The sequence below is a fragment of the Brevundimonas sp. genome (genome assembly GCF_035999125.1).
Taxonomy (GTDB): Bacteria; Pseudomonadota; Alphaproteobacteria; order Caulobacterales; family Caulobacteraceae; genus Brevundimonas.
Map to the genome: position 1 here is coordinate 178444 of NZ_DASYGX010000006.1, position 17310 is coordinate 195753.

Consider the following 17310-nt stretch of genomic DNA (forward strand, 5'->3'; position numbering starts at 1 on the left):
AACATGAAGACCAAGGATCAGTTCGCTACCCTCATCGCGCATGACGTGCGCGCCATGGAGATCACCATCGACACCCTGCTCGCCCAAGGCGGCGCGCTGCTCCAGAACTTCGCCGAAGGACGCCGTATGGCGAACCTAGGCGTCCGCGTGGGCCAGCCGGCGCTCGTGAAGCTCACGAGCGCCCTCGCGTCCACCGCGGAAGCCCGCGGGCACCTTGCGCGTGCCCACGACCTCATGGCCGCAACCGCGGACGCGCTCAGCCTCGACTACGACAGCCCCGGTCCCTTCGAGGACAAGGGCAAAGAAGGCGAGAAGGAAGATCCGCGCGCGGCCCTCCGGGAGGGGAGCCCTCTGGACGCATGATCGCGCTCGCCGTGTTCGCGCTTAACCTGGTCGCCCTTGGCCTCGTTGCGTGGCACGGCGGAACGATCGATCGCGCGGCGGGCGCGGCCATTGTGCTCGCCGCTGTGGTCGAGCCGTTCGTCGATCACGTGACGGTGGGTACGTGGCGCGTGGGCGTCGGTGCGCTCAACCTGGCTCAGTTTCTGGTGTTGTGGGCCTTGGCAGAGCGCGGAGGGCGCTGGTGGCTCGAACTCATAGCGAGCCTTCAGCTCCTCATCTTCGCCACGCACCTCATGCCGCTCCTGTCGCCTGATCACTACACCCGCACCGGCGTCTCGCTGCGCCTCGCGCTCTGGGGCCTGGTCTCCGTTCTTCTTTTTGCCGCCGCCTGGGAATGCTGGGCCGCGCGCAAGTTCGCCCGGGAGGGGCACGATCATGTTCAAGACGTTCGAGGAGGCGTTTAACGCCTGGAAAGCGGCCGACAACGATGAGTCAGAAGCAGCTCAAGCGCGCTACGAAGCCGCTGAATGCTACCTGCTTTCGACAAAACCCGAGACGCTCGACGACGCGATCTTCGCGCTCCGTTGCGCCCACGCGAACCTCGCGGGCGGCGGGAGGAGTGACGGCAAAGACTTGAAGCAGTGCCGACGGGTTGAGGGCATGCTTCGATCAATCGCTGCCTGAAGTCTGCCGACCCTTAACACTCGGCCGAGCGACGGCATCTCAGGCTTGCATATAGCGCACATAATAGCTCCGGCGGTTGCCCCGAGGGGTGTCCGCCCGAGCGCCCTCTTGACTCATCCCCGCATCCGGGAGGCATATGAGAACAATACAGGAACATCATGCCTCCTTCCGCCACGCTCTTGGACCTTCGGGCCCGTCTGTCCGCCGTTCCTGCGACTGCCGGAACATGCCCTGTCGCGGGCTTTATGCTCGGCACAGCGAACGTGGACAGGGCCGTGGGCACACTGGCGCGAGGAACAATCCACGACGTCTACGCTGCGACCTCAGCCGACGCCGTGGCCGCGCACGGCTTCGCGCTCGGGCTCGCCCTGCGGGCATCCTCGTCTTGCGTGGTGTGGGTCATGCAGAACCGGGCGAGCACGGAAGCGGGCCGCCTCTATGGTCCGGGCCTCCGTGCCTGGGGCCTTGATCCCGAGCGCCTCATCCTCGCAACGGTGCGGGAGACCCGGCAGCTCCTTGCGGCGGGAGAGGAAGCCCTAGCGAGCGGAGCCGCCGGAGCCGTGATCCTGAGCGGGTGGGGCGAAGCGCGCGACGTCACCCTCACGGCAAGCCGCAGATTGGCCTCAGCGGCGCATCGGAGCGGATCGACGGGTTTTTTCGTGCGGGCGGCGGCCCGTCCCGCGCCGAGCGCCGCCCAAACGCGATGGTCGGTCGCCGCCGCACCGTCGCGGCCATTGGAAGCGGGCGCGCCTGGCCGTCCTGCCTTTCACGCGAGCCTGACCCGCAGCCGCTCCGGCGCGGAGCCCGGCGACTGGGTGCTGGAGTGGGATCGTGAGGCCCGCGCGTTCGTCGACCCGGCGGCATCTGGCGGCGTGGTTCCCGTTCCTGCCCACAGACCGGCTGGCGCACACGCGGCCTGACGGACTGCGCGGCCCGCTGGTGCTGCTCGATAAGCAGAAGAGCGCCCTAAGGCTCTCGGCGGTGAACCCGGCGGCCTTGGCGGCGGGGCTCGCCCCCAGCATGACCTGGGCGGACGCCCAGGCTCAGTGTCCTGAGGTCGAGGCGCGCCCGCACGACGTCGGCGCGGACGCGACATGGGAAGGCCGGGTGCTCCAGGCGTTCGGGCGGTTCTCGCCCATTGCGGCGATGGACCCGCCCTACGGCCTGATGCTCGACGTCACCGGCTGCACGCACCTGTTCGGCGGCGAGGCGGGGGTGGTGCGATCCGCTCAGAGGCTGGCGAGGCAGCTCGGCCTTCAGGTGCGCTTGGCCCTCGCACGCACGCCTCAGGCCGCCCGCGCCTATGCCCGGTTCGGCCCCGGCGGCATCATCCCTTCAGGAGAAGAGGCGGCCGCGCTGCGCCGCCTGCCGATCACGGCGCTGGAGCTATCGCCGGCTGACGCCGTCGCGCTCAGGCGCGCGGGTCTTCACACCCTGGCCGCCGTGGACGACCGCCCCCGCCAGGCGCTCGCCGCGCGGTTTGGGCAGGACTTTCCATCCCGCCTCGACCGCATCCTCGGGCGGGAGGACACGCGGATCACGCCCGTGCGTCCGTCCACGCCCATCCGCGCGGATCGGGTGCTGCTGGAGCCTATTCAGGACGAGGCAGCAGTACTCGCCGTGCTGAGCGATCTTCTGCACGACGTCGAGCGGCAATTGCGAACCCGAAGCCAGGGTGCACGCGGTTTCGCGCTCAGCCTGTTCCGGGTGGACGGCCACGTGAGGCGCATCGGGGTAGGCACGGCGCGCGCTGAACGCGATCCCGGCCTCGTCCATCGGCTGTTCCGGGAGCGTCTCGGTGCGCTCGACAACCCGATCGATCCGGGGTTCGGCTTCGATCTCCTGCGTCTGGAGGCCGAACGTCTGGAGACGGTCGCGCCCGCACAGATCAGCTTTGACGCCGCGCCGCGTCAGGACGTGCTGCGTGATGCGCTGGTCGACCGGCTGACCGCGGGGCTCGGGCCCGCGGCGGTGCTCCGCATCCATTCGGCGGACTCGCATTTGCCCGAGCGAGCGACGGCCCTATCTCCGGCGATTTCGGCGGCGAACGAACGTCTGCCCTGGCCAGACGTCGATGACGGCTCGCCGCCACTTCGCCCCTTGCAGCTCTTCGATCCGCCGCAGCCGATCGAGACCCTGGCCGAGCTTCCCGACAGCCCGCCGCGCCGCTTCCGGTGGCGCAGGGTCATGCACGAGGTCGTCCGCGCCGAGGGGCCTGAACGCATCGAGGGCGAGTGGTGGCGGCGCGGCGGCGGGCGGGTGCGCGACTACTATCGAGTCGAGGACGCCCATGGCCGGCGCTTCTGGTTGTTCCGCGCCGGGCACTACGGGCAGGAGCCGGGTGCGCGCTGGTATGTGCACGGGCTCTTCGCATGACCGCGCCCGCCTATGCCGAACTGGTAGCGGCGTCCAACTTCTCCTTCCTGCGCGGGGCGTCGCATCCGAAGTCGCTGGTGCTGAGCGCGGTGCTCAAGGGCCATGCCGGCCTCGGGCTTGCGGATCGCAACACGGTCGCGGGCGTGGTGCGGGCGTGGTGCGCGCTTCGGCAACTGAGGGAAAACGGCTGGTCTCCGCCGGAGAAGGTCCGGGAAGGCGGCTCGCCCGGCGAGATCGGGTGGATCGACGACCCCCTGAACCATCCGGCGCGGTCGGACCTTGTGCGGACCCGCGCACGAGATTTCCGTTTGCTGACCGGGGCGCGTCTCGCGTTTGCGGACGGCACGCCGGACGTCGTAGCCTATCCGGAAGATCGCGCCGGATGGTCCCGGTTGACCCGACTGCTGACCCTGGGCGCCCGTCGCTCGAGAAAGGGGGACTGCCGCCTGGGCCTGAAAGATCTGCTGAACGACCCCGAAGGTCTGCTGCTGATCGTGCGTCCCGAACGAGACCTGTCCGCACTGTCGGGGGTCCTGGCTAGGTTGAACGAGGCCCGGCCCGGCGCCGTCTGGCTGGGCGCGGTCATGCAGCGTCGGGGTGATGACCGGCGCAGGCTGGCGCGGTTCAGAAACCTGGCGGACGAGGCTTGCATCCCGCTGCTGGCGGTCAACGATGTGCTCTATCACGACCCCTCCGAGCGGGATCTGCAGGACGTGCTGACCTGCATCCGGGAAGGCACGTCGATAGACCGGGCCGGCCGACGCCTGGCGGCGAACGCGGAGCGGCACCTCAAATCTGCCGAGGAGATGGCGCGGCTCTTCGCGGATGCGCCCGACGCCCTTGCCGAGACTTTGGAGTTCCTGCGGCGTCCGCTCTTCGATCTGGCGGACCTTCGCTATGAATATCCCGAAGAGCCGATACCCCCCGGCCATTCGCCTCAAGGCTGGCTGGAGACCTTGGTCGAAACCCGCCTGCCCGTTCGCTACCCGGACGGCGTGCCGGACAAGGTACGCGACCTGATCCGCAAGGAGCTGGCCTACATCGGCGAGCGGAATCTGGCCCCCTATTTCCTGACCATCCACGACGTCGTGCGGGTGGCCGAGGACAAGCGCATCCTGTGTCAGGGCCGCGGGTCGGCGGCCAATTCGGCGGTCTGCTACGTCCTGGGCATCACCAGCGTGGACCCCGCCAGCCACGACCTGCTGTTCGAGCGGTTCATGTCCGCCGACCGCAACGAGCCGCCGGACATCGACGTCGATTTCGAGCACGAGCGACGCGAGGAGATCATCCAGCACATCTATGACCGCTATGGCCGTGAGCGCGCCGGCATCGTCGCCACGGTGATCCGGTATCGACCCCGAAGCGCCATCCGCGACGTCGGAAAGGCGCTGGGCCTGACGGAAGACGTCACCGCCCGCATCGCCGCAAGCCAATGGGGAAGCTGGGGATCGGCGATCCCGGACAGTCAGGTCGAACAGGCGGGACTGGACCCGACCAATCCCATGATCCGCCGCGCCGTGGACATGGCCGGTCGCATTCTCGGCTTTCCCAGACACCTCAGCCAGCACGTGGGCGGCTTCATCCTGACGCGCGGGCGGCTGGATGAACTGGTGCCGATCGGCAACGCCGCCATGGCTGACCGAACCTTCATCGAATGGGACAAGGACGACGTCGATGAGCTGGGCCTGATGAAGGTCGACGTCTTGGCTCTGGGCATGCTGACCTGCATCAGGAAGGCGCTGGACCTGATGCGGGTCCATGAGGGCGTCGATCACGACCTCGCCACGGTCCCGGGCGACCAGTCCGACGTCTACGACATGCTCTGCAAGGGCGATTCCATCGGCGTCTTCCAGGTCGAGAGCCGGGCTCAGATCAACATGCTGCCGCGCCTGAAGCCGCGCGCGTTCTACGATCTGGTGATTCAGGTGGCGATCGTGCGGCCGGGCCCGATCCAGGGCGACATGGTGCACCCCTACCTGCGGCGACGGAACGGGCTGGAACCTGTCGAGTATGTTCGTCCCGCCCCCCCTCACGATCCCGACGAACTGAAGAAGGTGCTGAACAAGACCTTGGGCGTGCCGCTGTTCCAGGAACAGGCGATGAAGGTCGCCATGGTCGCCGCCGAATTCGACGACCGCGAGGCCAACGGCCTGCGCAAGGCCATGGGCACGTTCAGGGGCGACGGCTCCTTGCACACCTATGAGGAACGCTTCGTGGGCCGCATGATCGCGCGGGGCTACGATCCGGACTTCGCCCGACGCTGTTTCGACCAGATCAAGGGCTTCGGATCTTACGGCTTCCCGGAAAGTCACGCGGCCAGCTTCGCGCGGCTGGTCTACGTGTCCAGCTACATCAAATGCCGGCATCCGGCCGCCTTCGCCTGCGCCCTTCTGAACAGCCAGCCGATGGGATTCTACGCCCCGGCCCAAATCGTGCGAGACGCCCAAGAACATGGCGTGGAGATCCGCCAAATCGACGTCAATCACTCCGCTTGGGACAACACGCTTGAACCTGGAACGGAGGGGCTGGCCTTAAGGCTGGGCTTTCGTCAGATCGACGGCTTCCGGCAGGCCTGGGCCGAGGCTTTGCAGGATGCCCGCGGGTCGGGGTTCGGCGGATTGGAAAGCCTGATGCGGCGCGCGCGTCTGCCGGTCGCGGCGATCTGCAAACTGGCTGACGCCGACGCCTTCCGATCCCTCGGCATGGATCGACGCCAGGCTCTGTGGGAAGCGCGCCGTCTCCCGGACGACGATGCCCTGCCGCTGTTCCAGGCGGCCGCAGCCCATGAGCTGGGCGAGGAAGCCGACGCGCGTTTGCCCGTCATGGCGCTCGGCGAGCATGTGGCGGCGGACTATCAGACCACCCGTCTCAGCCTGAAGGCGCACCCCATGGCCGTCCTTCGTCCCCACTTCGCCGAACGGGGCCTTCTGACCTGCGCCGAGGTGGAAGCCCGTCGATCTGGCTCACGCGTTCGAACGGCGGGGGTGGTGCTGGTCCGCCAGCGCCCTGGAAACGGGAAGGCCATCTTCATCACCCTTGAGGACGATACCGGCATCACCAACCTCGTTCTTTGGGTTTCCACCTTCGAGGCGCACCGCCGCGTGGTCATGTCCGCCCGGCTGCTGGAGGTCGAGGGAACGGTCGAGAAAAGTCCCGAAGGCGTGGTCCACCTGATGGCCCAGCGCCTGTTCGACCGCACGGACGCGTTGAACCGCCTTTCGCCGGCCCATGAACCGATCATCCAACTGTCAGGAGCCGACGAGTTCGTGCACCCGCAACATCCAAGGGACTTACGGATGCTGCCGGGATCGCGGGATTTTCACTGACAGACGAGGTGTAGGATGACTGTGGGACCAGAGCCGTATCCACGCCCCTTAATGTCCAAGTGCCGGCCGATCTCCTCGACCATCATCCCACGCTCAAAGAGCGTGATGCACTCGCGTTGGCGGTCCGGAAAGGTGCCTTCACATGCTGGTCTCCGGGCACGGGAAAGGCGGCGTGCCCGGTGATCTTCATAGCGATGTACGGATCCTCGTAGGACGGTACGCTGGGCCGGGTCAAAGCTGAAGCACCGGCGGTCATTGCCCGCGCCCTTAATCCTACTAGTTGCTGCCCAACTTAAGCGGAATCTAGGCCGCATCTACAGATCGTTGGCCCACGGGTCGTGCAACTTTCTGAAAAGTGAAGTCGTGACGACGTAGCCTTTCGAAAGTGGGCGCGTTTCCTGACTATGATCAAAGCAGCCCAATACGTCCGCATGTCCACCGAGCGCCAGGATTTCTCGCTGGAGTATCAGCTGGCTGCACTCGCTGCGTACGCACAAAGGTATGCCTACACGATTGTCCGCACCTACAAGGATGAGGGAATAAGCGGGGTCGGGATCGAAAAGCGCCTAGCGCTAAAGGCGCTACTAGCTGACGTACTCGCCGGCACGGCCGAGTTTTCAACGATCCTTGTGTATGATGTGAGCCGCTGGGGGCGTTTCCAGAACCCTGACCAAGCCGCGCACTACGAGTTTATCTGTTCAGAAGCCGGCGTATCCGTTCAGTACTGCGCCGAGCCGTTCGAGAATGACGGCAGCCCCACGGCAATTTTGATTAAGCAGTTCAAGCGCGCAATGGCCGCTGAGTTCAGCCGCGAGCTTTCGGTGAAGACGAAGCGCGGCAAGGAAGGGCTGCGCAAGCTCGGCTACTGGGTATCCGGGAAGCCTGGATACGGATTGCGGCGCATGGCCGTGACCCTGGATGGCGTGGTTCTTGGCGTCCGCGAGGATGGACACTGGAACAGCGGCCCGGGCCAGCGGGCCCGAACCCGCTTGGCGTGGGGCCCTCCGGGCGAAGTCGCCGTGGTGCGGCGAATATTCCGCATGTTCTTGGGCGGTGCGTCCCTAAGCAAGATCGCTGCAGATCTCAATAAGGCTGGGTTTGCTCCCGCCGGGAGTTCTTGGAATCACAGCCGCGTACGCGACGTCATCACAAACGAAGCGTATGCTGGAACACTCGTCTCCGGCCGACAGGAGCAAACGCTGCGTGGTCGTCCTGTGTTCTATCCACCCGAGCGTTGGGTGCGTGCCGAGGGCGCCGTAAAGCCGATGGTCACTCCGGATCGCTTCAAGGCGGCACAAATCGAGCTTGCTCGGCGTAAGCGAGGCCCCAGTGAAGGGGAGCTCACACGCTCGCTGCAATGTCTGCTTCAGGAACACGGGCAGCTCAGCGCGCTCCTCATCCGACGTCATGCGCCGTATCCGATCTGTCGGTACGAGCGGCAATTCGGCACCCTGGCCGTGGCGTTCGAACGCGTGGGGTATGTTGAGGCCTGCAGCAAGAGAAAGCCTTGGGGGCCAGACGGTCATCTTCGAAAACGACGGGACGCTCTGAGGCCCACGGACGAAGCGCTATTGCTTGAACTACGGGATATCTGGATGGCTTCGGGCCATCTGGACCAAGCCACTATTAACGGTGCCCCAGGTGCTCGGAGCTGGGCGATATATACGCGTCATTTTGGAGGTGCTGCCCAGATGTACGAACGATTGGGCTACCCTCTATCTCTGCCGCAACAGGCGAGCCTGAGATCAGCCGACAGGGCTCCGAGGTAAGGCGTAGGTTCTCCGTGAGCCCCATCGACACAGCATGACCGTGCGTCGCCCCTTAACGCCACACATGCTGGCCGCGAGGCATCAGTGGTAGATCGATGACTCGACCGATAACGGTTGCTTCATCAGCGAAATGTCCCGCCTCCACCGCCAAGCCCGCGACCGATTCTGACGTACTCGCCTGCTAGTTGACGACCTACGTTATCCGTGTGCCCATTGGGGGAAGACGCGGGGATATGGAGGGGGCTCTTGTCACACGATCGTCGATCCACCCTACGCCAGCTATTGGCGGCGAGCGCATTCCTTGCAGCCTCCTGGCCAAAGGCAGCCTTCGCCAAAGATCCCGTCATCTACACGTATGACGCCTTAGGCCGTCTCACGTCGGCCGCGTACCCGAACGGCGTTACCATCACCTACGCCTACGACCCGGCGGGCAACCGGATCCAAGTCGTCGCTGCCTCCCCGCCGCCCCCACCCCCACCCGGCCCACTGACCGCTTCGGCCTCGGCCTCGACCTGGTTCAGCGGCCCGTCCGGCGAAGATCCGCCGGTGGCGGTGACGATCTCTGGGGGCACACCGCCGTACTTCCTGACCTGGCAAAAGGTTTCTGGAAACCCGGCGACGCAAGCCGTCAACCCAAGCGGCACGCCGACGACGTGGGTGTTCACTGGAACGCCTGGCTTCCCCTGGCAGAAGGTCTCCACCTGGCGGTGCCAGGTCTCCGACTCGGCCTCGGCAGTCGTGTTCACGAGTGACGTCGCCGTCACCATCGATGTGAGCTGAAGTCATGAAGACGCATGTGCTCCACCTCACTCCGCTGAAGTCCCTGCTGGCCATCACCGCCAGCGCTGTCGCTCTGGCCGCCGCTCCGGCGCTGGCGCAGAGCAGCATTCCGCCGCCGCAGACCTTCGATCCCATCGACGCCAACGGCGTGAACCTGTTCACGGGCGGCATTCAGGGGCCGAAGCACACGGTCAGCATCGGCCAGCCCGGCCAGGGAGGGCTGAGCGTCGATCTGTTCTACGACAGCTCGGCCGGGAACGGCATCTGGCGGCACAGTCTGGTCGGTACGCTGAATCGGGATCCGCTCGTTCCAGGGTCGCCCGGCTACAACACCCCTCAGTATCAACTCACGCTGCCGGGTTTCAGCGCTCTGTACCTGCGCGACGTGAACGGCGTCTTCGTGCTCCAGGACGGGACCGGCACGTTCGAAGAGACCGCGACCGACATCTTCACCTACACGGCGCTCGACGGCACGGTGGCGACCGTCGATCGCACCAAGCGGACGCTTTATCCCTACCTCGCCTTCATGGGCCAGGTGACGACGATCGCGCGCCCAAGCGGCGAGGTGCTGACCTATCACTACACGCAGGTGCTGACCGGAGAGTCGCTGCCGCTGTATGCGCGCCGGCTTCAGTCGGTGACCAACAACTTCGGCTACCAGATCCATTTCCAGTACGCCTCCAACACCTACGGGCCGGACTGGACAACGATCACCAAGATCACTGGCGTGAACAATGCGGTGGACTGGTGTGAGCCGCTTGCAAACAGCTGCACCTTCAGCCGCACGTGGCCGAGCATCACCATCGGCGGGACCAGCGCAGACCGCACGATCACGGACGCGACTGACAACACGACGCACTATCTGTTCGACAGCAGCCTGCTGACCGGCATCCGCCGGCCGAGTCAGTCGACGGGGACGAGCCTCTCCTACACCCGCTCCACAAGTCCCTATTCGCCGAACTACGTCGAGACCGTCTCTGACGGAAAAGGCACGTGGACGTACGGCTATTCGACCCCGCCGCCCGACCCGAACAACACCCCCTACTATTTCATCCGCACGACGGTCACCGATCCGACGGGCGGCGTGACCAAGGTCGACAACGGCTCCTGGCTTGAGGAAACCTGGGGCCGGCGCAGCACGCGGCTGGTGGCCGTCACCGACGGCATGAACAACACCACGACGTGGGAGTGGGGCGGGCCGGGCTGGCAGGTCTCGGCCGTGGTCCAACCGGAAGGCAATCGCCTGAGCTATGGATACACCGAACGCGGCGACCTCCAGGAGCTGTCGCGCACCGGCAAGCCGGGATCGGGCCTCGGGCCGCAGGTTGTGGCATTCGCCCAGTTCACGGACTGTTCCACTGCAATTCTCTGCGGACGTCCGACGTCGGTGCAGGACGCTCGCGGCGGCGTGACGAACTACACCTACGCCTCGCATGGCGGCGTGCTGACGGAGACGCGGCCGGCCCCCGCGCCGGGGCAAGATCGGCCGCAGACCCGCTACACTTATCAGTCCCTCCAGGCATGGCGGCGCACCAGTTCTTCGGCGACCCAGTCGGCGGCGCCGGCGGTAACCCTGCCGGTGCAGGTGTCGGCCTGCGCCACCGGCACCTCGCCCTCCTGCGTCGGTAGCCCGCAGGAAGTGCGGACCACGACAGCGTATCAGGCGGGGAACGCCTCGACCGGATCGAACCTGCTGCCGGTGACGGTCATCTCCGGCGCCGGCGACGGCTCGCTGCTGGCGACCACCACCATGACTTGGGACGCGAACGGGGATCAGAAGACAGTCGACGGCCCGCTGGCCGGCACGGCCGACACGACGTGGTACGCCTATGACGTCATGCGCCGGAACGTCGGCGTCATCGCGCCCGACCCGGACGGTTCCGGTTCCCTGCCTTATCCGGCGACCCGGACGGTCTTCAACGCCGACGGCCAACCGGTCGAAGTCGAGCAGGGCTCGGCCCCAGGGCAGTCAGAGGCCGCGCTGGCCTCGATGACGGTGCTGAGCGAGACACTCACCGCCTATGACGCCCAGGCCCGCACGGCCAAGGAGACCCAGGTTCTGGGCACGGGCACAATCGGCGTGACCCAATATGCCTATGACGCCGAGGGCAGGCTCAGATGCGCCGCCGTGCGGATGAACCCCGCTGAATACGGCGCCCTGCCGTCCGACGCCTGCGCCCAAGGCACGCCGGGCGCGTTCGGCCAGGATCGGATCACGAGGAACGGCTATGACGCCGCCGACCGGCTGACGCAGGTGGAGATGGGCGTCGGTACAGCCGTGGCGCAGGTCGCCCGGCTTCAGAGCTGGACGACGAACGGCAAAGTCGGCTGGGTCCAGGACGCCAACCAGAACCGCTCAAACTACACCTACGACGGATACGACCGGCTGCTAAAGCTAGAGTTCCCTCTGCCCACGGTGAGCGCGCAGGCGGCCAATCCGAACGACTACGAGCTGTACGGCTACGACGCGAACGACAAACTGACATCCCGCCGACTGCGCGACGGGCAAGAGATCACATTCCAATACGACGCCCTAAACCGGGAGACGCTGAAAACCGTCCCCGGCTACGGGCTCACCAACGACGTGGCGACGACCTACGATCTGCTCGACCGTCGATTGACTGCCGCTTTCCTAGAAGACCCAGGTGTTGGTCCTTTGGCCTGGACCTGGGACGCGCTCGGCCGACCGACGAGTGAGAGCCAGGGCATCTTCGTCATCGGCTCCACTTATGACCTAGCCGGCCGGCGAACGCGGATGACGTTGCCGTCGGGGCAGGGCGTGGATTTCGAGTGGGATCTCGCCAATCGCCTGGTCCTGGCCTGGGAGGCCAATCAATCTCCATCCGGGTCCGCCCTGTTTGGGAGCTACCAATACGACGCGCTAGGCCGCAGAATTTCTCTAGCGCGCGGCAACGGCGTCCTGACGAGCTGGAACTATGCCACCAACAGTCGCGACTGGTCGATGACGCATAACCTCTCTGGCTCGACCAGTGACGTCACGTATGCGTTCGTCTTCAACCCGGCCGGTCAGGCGGTGAGTCGGGATATCTCGAACTCGGCCTATCAGTTCGCGATGCCGACCCAGGCGGCCACACCCTATATCCGCGATGGCCTGAACCAGTACGATTCCGTCAACGGCGTCGCGTTCACCCACGATGCGCGCGGCAACCTGACGTCCGACGGGGTGCGGACCTATCAGTTTGACGCAGAGAACAAGCTGCAATGGGTCTATGGCCCAACGGTCTCGACACGCACCGACAACGACCCTATCGGCCGGCTGCGCACCATCCATCAGAACGGCGTGGTCACCGTCCTGCTATGGGATGGCAACCGGCTGGTGGGCCAACTGGACGGCTCGGGCAACTGGCAGGCGCGCTGGGCCCATGGCCGTGGGCCCGACGAGCCGTTGGCGGAATGGTACAAGCCCGCTCGGACGTGGCTGTTGGCCGACCACCAAGGCTCGATCGCGGCTGAGACTGACGCCTCCGGCACCCTGGTCGGCACGCCCTACACCTACGACCCCTACGGCCGCCCCGACGCCGCCCACGGCTTCGCCGGCCCCCGCTTCCGCTACACCGGTCAGACCAGCCTGATGCCGGACATCCCGCTCTGGCACTACAAGGCCAGGACCTACGATCCGGCGTTGGGAAGGTTCCTCCAGACCGACCCCATCGGCTATGAGGACTCGCTCAACCTCTACGCCTATGTCGGCAACGATCCGTTCAACGGGACGGATCCGACGGGGATGTGCGACCCAGAAAGTCGGAGCTTCTGGTGCTTTCTCAAGGGAGTCGGGGAAGGCCTTTGGGAGTCAGCAGTAGGTTCAGATGCGCCAGAGGTGTTACCAAACGGCTCTTATCGGCCGCCCGAACTAATGGACGATTTTCGACGACCGACCTTAGGACCGACCCAAAACCGTGAGCAAGCGAGAGGACGGACTATTGGAGGAATAGTAGGATTTGCTGCGGCCGCGCGATCGGGGCGAGTCCAGGGTCTGAGCCGAGCGACTATGACCGCCCTTCAACCGCGCGGTCGCCACGCCGGCCTGCTAGCTCAGTTCGACCGCATGGACTCCCGCTCGATCCAAAGGGGCATTCGCAGCGACGAGAGGGTGAGAGACGAGCATCTTGCAAAAATCGCTGATCCGGGTCGCTATATGCAGCGTGGAGATCCGAACAATCCAGCTGATGTGGCGGCTGCCGTGTCTGCATGGCGAGAGAGCGCGGAGAATGCGCAGGACAGAATTGATATTGCCACTGATGTCTTGAGGTTCAGGGACCAATGAACGCGTACGTACTCGCTTTAGGGGATTATCTACTCGATCTGGATGCGCTGATCGCGCAGGAAGATTCAGCCGATACACCTAACACACCATTCATCATTGGCCTGGAAGCGGCCCGTGAAGCGCTGAAAGTTAAGCTTTGCGCTTTTGGGTTAGATTTGGATGCCGACTATGACGCCACGTTGCGGGAAGCTGGGACGCCCCAACCTCGTCCCGTTGATTGATCGGCACATTGAACGTCCTGCCCGGTTCGAATGGCTACGACGTTGAAGAGACGGTACGTCACTTCTCGGGAAAAAAGGGCCTCAAGGTTCGTGCCATCGCCGATCGTCCCGCACTCCTTCGCCGGAGCACTTTGCTGCAGAACCTACTCGCGAACTTCGCCATGGTGTTGAAGCACAAGAACATGTCGCCACACAGCCTCTATCTGCTGTATCGGTCGCTATTCTCCGAGCGGAGTTCCTTCGACGGCGGAGGTAGAGGGGTTTTGGGCATGTTGGCTCGAAGCGTTCGATAGAAAGACGAAGGATTGGGTCGCTTTCTGTCATGAGCCCGTCTCGGTATGCCGGGCAAGAATAGAGTGGCCCCCTTTCGAGACTCGGTCCGACACGGTGCACCGCAGTGTACGATCCGCCATTTGGCGATCTCATCGAACGGAAAAAGCAAGGGAATACCTAGCTCTTTTCCGTGTGCGACCAAGTTCGAGTTTATGTTTTTGACCGTATCGCGCTTTTCGGCGGGAAATCCCGAACGGAAGCGTAGGTAAGCCGTTTGGCCGAGTTCGAGTTTTTTCGTGAGTTGGGTGGCAGGGCTGTCCGGTTCCGGGCTTTCCAGAGCGTCCAAGAGACCCCGCTTTTCGAGGATGAGCTCCGCTTTTCGATGCTCGAAGGTCTCCTTGTCGATGGAGGCGTCGAGGAAAGCGTCCGTCAGACGCGCGAGGCGGTCGCCACAGCGGCCGACGGCCATCTGGAGTTTCTGTCGCCGGACTGCGCTCGATTGGACTTCGGCCGCGTCTGCCGCCCTCAGGCGGTCGCGCAGCTCGGCGAGCTCCAGGTCGTCGAAGGCCAACAGGTGCAAGAGCTCAGCGATGCTCCGCTCTACGTCGGCTTCGCGGAAGGAGGTGCCGCGACAGGCGCGGGTATGGCACCGATAGTAGACGTTGCCCTTCTGGCGCTCGCCCACGAGTGAGCGTCCGCAGCCGTCGCACTGGATGAGCCGGCGGTAGGTGAAGTCGTTGCGCTCGATGGCCTCGCTGAAGCGGCCCGCCATCACGGCCTGGACGCGGTCAAAGAGCGCCTTGGTGACCAGCGGCTCATGGCAGCCCTCAAACGTCTCGCCCGTTCGCTCGACGCGGATGACGCCCATGTAGAACGGGTTATGGAGCATTCGGGAGAGGCCGTTCTTCGAGAACGCGCGCCCGGCGCGCCCAGTCAGTCCGCGCACGTGCATCGCCTCGCGCAGGGTGTCGAGCGAGTAGCGCCCGGTGGCGTAGCGCTCGAACGTCTCGCGGACCAAGGGGCCTGTGAGCGGGTCGATCTCCTTGGCCCTGGCCTTGCCCCGGTCGATGTATCCGGCAGGGGCGGGAAGCGGATAGAAGCCCTGTTTCAGGCGGCCGTAGAAGCCCTTGCGGACCTCTTGGCGGAGGTTGCGGATGTAGTCTGCGGCCACTACGGCCTGAATATCCGCCGACAGCCGTCCGCCCCGCGACGCGAGGTCAAGGCTCTCGTGCGCGAAATGCACTTCAACCCCTCGGTCAATGAGTTCTCCCAGGTGCGCCCAGTCTTTGAGGTTGCGGGCGCTGCGGTCGATCTTGTGAATGATCACGCCTGCGGCGCGCTCCCTGTCGAGCTCGCCGAGCATACGGTTGAACATCCGCCGGCCAATCTTGGCGGCCGTCTCCGTCTCCTCGAACCACGCCGAGATCGTGAGCCCATGCCGAGCCGCATACGCCTCGATGGCGCTCTTCTGTTCCTGGAGTGATGATCCGCGCTCGCCCTGCTTCACTGTCGAGACGCGGGTGTAGGCGAAATAGGCCTTCATAGAGGGGGCGTATCGACTCTACGGCGCCCGTCGAGTTCTGGCGAATTCTCGCCTTGTTCCAACAGCGCTCGCTCCCCCCAGCGCATCAAAATTCGGGCGTGCCGAAGAAGCGCCGCACGGGCCTCCACGCGCTCCTCAGGCGTCGCGTTGGGCAGGTAGCGGTCGATGATCAGGTCCGGTGGCTCGGGGTGATCGCGCTCCATACGGAAAGGATCGCAAACGCCCCTTCCTTCCAACAGGGGCCGCTCGATGCTTTCCGCGAATATGGTGGCCCCTGTCTCGGAAGCTGGGCGCTCCGCAGACTTGGAGCATGACCGACACCAAACCGACGCCCATCGTCTCCCGCGTGCTTGAAGACGGCACGCTCATCGAGGCGCTCTACGACCCCGCAACGTCCTCGAAGTCCTCAACGTCCCTCGCGGTCTGCACGCCGGACGGCACAATCGACATTGTGGCGTCGCACACCGGCCCGAGCGGCGAGCGTTTCCTTGCCTATTCCGCCGGCAACAACCTGCTCGCAACCGGCTGCGTCCTGCTCCCATCCGGCGTGGACATAGAGGACGTCGGGGATGTTGAGGACGTAGTGCGGGCTATCCGGGCCTTCCTGCATCGCTACGTCGATCTCTCGCCCGCGTTCGAGACGATCGCCGCCTACTACGTGCTCCTCACCTGGGTCTATGACGCTTTCAACGAGCTCGGCTACCTGCGCTTCCGCGGCGACTACGGCACGGGGAAGACCCGAGCGCTCCTTGCGGTCGGCTCGCTCTGCTACAAGCCGTTCTTCGCCTCGGGTGCGTCCACCGTCTCGCCGATCTTCCACGTGCTTGACGCCGTCGGCGGAACGCTCGTGCTCGACGAAGCGGACCTGCGCTTCTCGGATGCCACCGCCGACCTCACGAAGATCCTCAACAACGGCACCGTCAACGGCCTGCCCGTCCTGCGCACGATGGCGAACCGGCATCGCGAGCTCAGTCCTCAAGCGTTCCGCGTCTTCGGCCCTAAGCTCATCGCCATGCGCCACCGCTTCGCCGACGACGCGCTTGAAAGCCGGTTCTTGACCGAAGAGACGGGCGGTCGAACCCTGCGATCGGACATCCCGATCCATCTGCCAAACTCCCTTAAAGAGGAAGCCACCGCGCTTCGGAATCGGCTTCTCGCTTGGCGTTTTCATGCTCGCCATCGCGTCGGCCCCGATCCGTCGCGCCTCGTCCCAGGCATCGAGCCTAGGCGAAACCAGACGGCGCTTGCGCTCTTGTCGCTCGTGGATGATCCCGCCACTCGCGAGCTTATTGCGGCGGAGCTCGTGGGCGATGAGGCGCGCGTGCTGCATGAGCGCGCCTCCTCACTCGAAGCCACGATGCTCCGCGCTGTGCGGGGCGCACTCGCAGACTGTCCGGGCGCTTCCGCTCAGGTCTCGGACATAGCCTGCCGGTTCAATGCGCTGCTCGATCGCGACGACACGCCGCGAAGCGCACGGTTCGTGGGCTCATTCTTGCGCACGAAACTGCGGATCAGGACGGAGCGCAGCCGAGGGGTCTACGTCGTGCCCCGGAGCGAACAGAAGCTGATCGACGCGCTCGCCCTGCGGCACGGGATTGCGGGGTCCGACGACGACTCAGTCGTCACCGAGGCGGGATTGGCGCGCGAAGCGCGCGCGTATGCGTCGGGCGCATAAAGTGGCCCCGTGTGCACCGCTCGGCCTTGAGAGACG

12 protein-coding genes are annotated in these 17310 nt (G+C 65.2%); 10 read left to right on the forward strand and 2 right to left on the reverse strand.

Annotated elements, in window-relative coordinates:
- The first annotated feature begins 3 nt into the window (after positions 1-3).
- The 9 genes from VGN45_RS04805 to VGN45_RS04845 all read left to right on the forward strand — a co-directional run bounded on the left by VGN45_RS04805 (position 4) and on the right by VGN45_RS04845 (position 13783).
- Positions 4-363, forward strand: a complete 360-nt coding sequence (locus VGN45_RS04805) for a hypothetical protein (RefSeq protein WP_327459916.1) — start codon at positions 4-6, stop codon at positions 361-363.
- Entirely contained in the window at positions 360-806 is a 447-nt protein-coding gene (locus VGN45_RS04810) for a hypothetical protein (RefSeq protein WP_327459918.1), read from the forward strand. Before VGN45_RS04805 ends, VGN45_RS04810 begins: the two co-directional genes overlap by 4 nt.
- Positions 778-1026: a hypothetical protein gene (locus VGN45_RS04815; protein ID WP_327459920.1), complete on the forward strand. Its 249-nt coding sequence runs from the start codon at positions 778-780 to the stop codon at positions 1024-1026. Before VGN45_RS04810 ends, VGN45_RS04815 begins: the two co-directional genes overlap by 29 nt.
- 831 nt (positions 1027-1857) lie before the next feature.
- Positions 1858-3402, forward strand: coding sequence for a DNA polymerase Y family protein (locus VGN45_RS04820; RefSeq protein WP_327459922.1), 1545 nt, complete (start codon positions 1858-1860; stop codon positions 3400-3402).
- Positions 3399-6728, forward strand: coding sequence for an error-prone DNA polymerase (locus VGN45_RS04825; RefSeq protein WP_327459924.1), 3330 nt, complete (start codon positions 3399-3401; stop codon positions 6726-6728). Before VGN45_RS04820 ends, VGN45_RS04825 begins: the two co-directional genes overlap by 4 nt.
- A gap of 404 nt (positions 6729-7132) precedes the next feature.
- Complete coding sequence (locus VGN45_RS04830; RefSeq protein WP_327459926.1) at positions 7133-8497, forward strand: recombinase family protein; 1365 nt, start codon at positions 7133-7135, stop codon at positions 8495-8497.
- Positions 8498-8743: 246 nt separating this feature from the next.
- Positions 8744-9277 carry an RHS repeat domain-containing protein gene (locus tag VGN45_RS04835; RefSeq protein ID WP_327459928.1) on the forward strand — a complete coding sequence of 178 codons (534 nt, stop codon included), beginning with the start codon at positions 8744-8746 and terminating at the stop codon, positions 9275-9277.
- Between the two features lie 4 nt (positions 9278-9281).
- A complete protein-coding gene (locus VGN45_RS04840; protein WP_327459930.1) occupies positions 9282-13562 on the forward strand; it encodes an RHS repeat-associated core domain-containing protein in 4281 nt (1426 codons plus the stop codon).
- Positions 13559-13783, forward strand: a complete 225-nt coding sequence (locus VGN45_RS04845) for a hypothetical protein (RefSeq protein ID WP_327459932.1) — start codon at positions 13559-13561, stop codon at positions 13781-13783. Before VGN45_RS04840 ends, VGN45_RS04845 begins: the two co-directional genes overlap by 4 nt.
- 199 nt (positions 13784-13982) lie before the next feature.
- Here the strand turns inward: VGN45_RS04845 and VGN45_RS04850 are convergent, their stop codons facing one another.
- Together VGN45_RS04850 and VGN45_RS04855 are read right to left on the reverse strand one after the other, a co-directional pair.
- Positions 13983-15599, reverse strand: coding sequence for a recombinase family protein (locus VGN45_RS04850; RefSeq protein ID WP_327459934.1), 1617 nt, complete (start codon positions 15597-15599; stop codon positions 13983-13985).
- Positions 15596-15802: a hypothetical protein gene (locus VGN45_RS04855; protein WP_327459936.1), complete on the reverse strand. Its 207-nt coding sequence runs from the start codon at positions 15800-15802 to the stop codon at positions 15596-15598. Before VGN45_RS04855 ends, VGN45_RS04850 begins: the two co-directional genes overlap by 4 nt.
- Before the next feature lie 107 nt (positions 15803-15909).
- Between VGN45_RS04855 and VGN45_RS04860 the strand changes: the two genes are divergently transcribed.
- A complete protein-coding gene (locus VGN45_RS04860; RefSeq protein WP_327459938.1) occupies positions 15910-17274 on the forward strand; it encodes a hypothetical protein in 1365 nt (454 codons plus the stop codon).
- Positions 17275-17310: the final 36 nt, after the last annotated feature.

What these genes read in the sequence shown, in the direction of transcription:
- VGN45_RS04805 (WP_327459916.1), top strand. Translation starts at nt 4, where the DNA reads ATGAAGACCAAGGATCAGTTCGCTACCCTCATCGCGCATGACGTGCGC.
- VGN45_RS04810 (WP_327459918.1), top strand. Translation starts at nt 360, where the DNA reads ATGATCGCGCTCGCCGTGTTCGCGCTTAACCTGGTCGCCCTTGGCCTC.
- VGN45_RS04815 (WP_327459920.1), top strand. Translation starts at nt 778, where the DNA reads ATGTTCAAGACGTTCGAGGAGGCGTTTAACGCCTGGAAAGCGGCCGAC.
- VGN45_RS04825 (WP_327459924.1), top strand. Translation starts at nt 3,399, where the DNA reads ATGACCGCGCCCGCCTATGCCGAACTGGTAGCGGCGTCCAACTTCTCC.
- VGN45_RS04830 (WP_327459926.1), top strand. Translation starts at nt 7,133, where the DNA reads ATGATCAAAGCAGCCCAATACGTCCGCATGTCCACCGAGCGCCAGGAT.
- VGN45_RS04840 (WP_327459930.1), top strand. Translation starts at nt 9,282, where the DNA reads ATGAAGACGCATGTGCTCCACCTCACTCCGCTGAAGTCCCTGCTGGCC.
- VGN45_RS04845 (WP_327459932.1), top strand. Translation starts at nt 13,559, where the DNA reads ATGAACGCGTACGTACTCGCTTTAGGGGATTATCTACTCGATCTGGAT.
- VGN45_RS04850 (WP_327459934.1), bottom strand. Translation starts at nt 15,599, where the DNA reads ATGAAGGCCTATTTCGCCTACACCCGCGTCTCGACAGTGAAGCAGGGC.
- VGN45_RS04855 (WP_327459936.1), bottom strand. Translation starts at nt 15,802, where the DNA reads ATGGAGCGCGATCACCCCGAGCCACCGGACCTGATCATCGACCGCTAC.
- VGN45_RS04860 (WP_327459938.1), top strand. Translation starts at nt 15,910, where the DNA reads ATGACCGACACCAAACCGACGCCCATCGTCTCCCGCGTGCTTGAAGAC.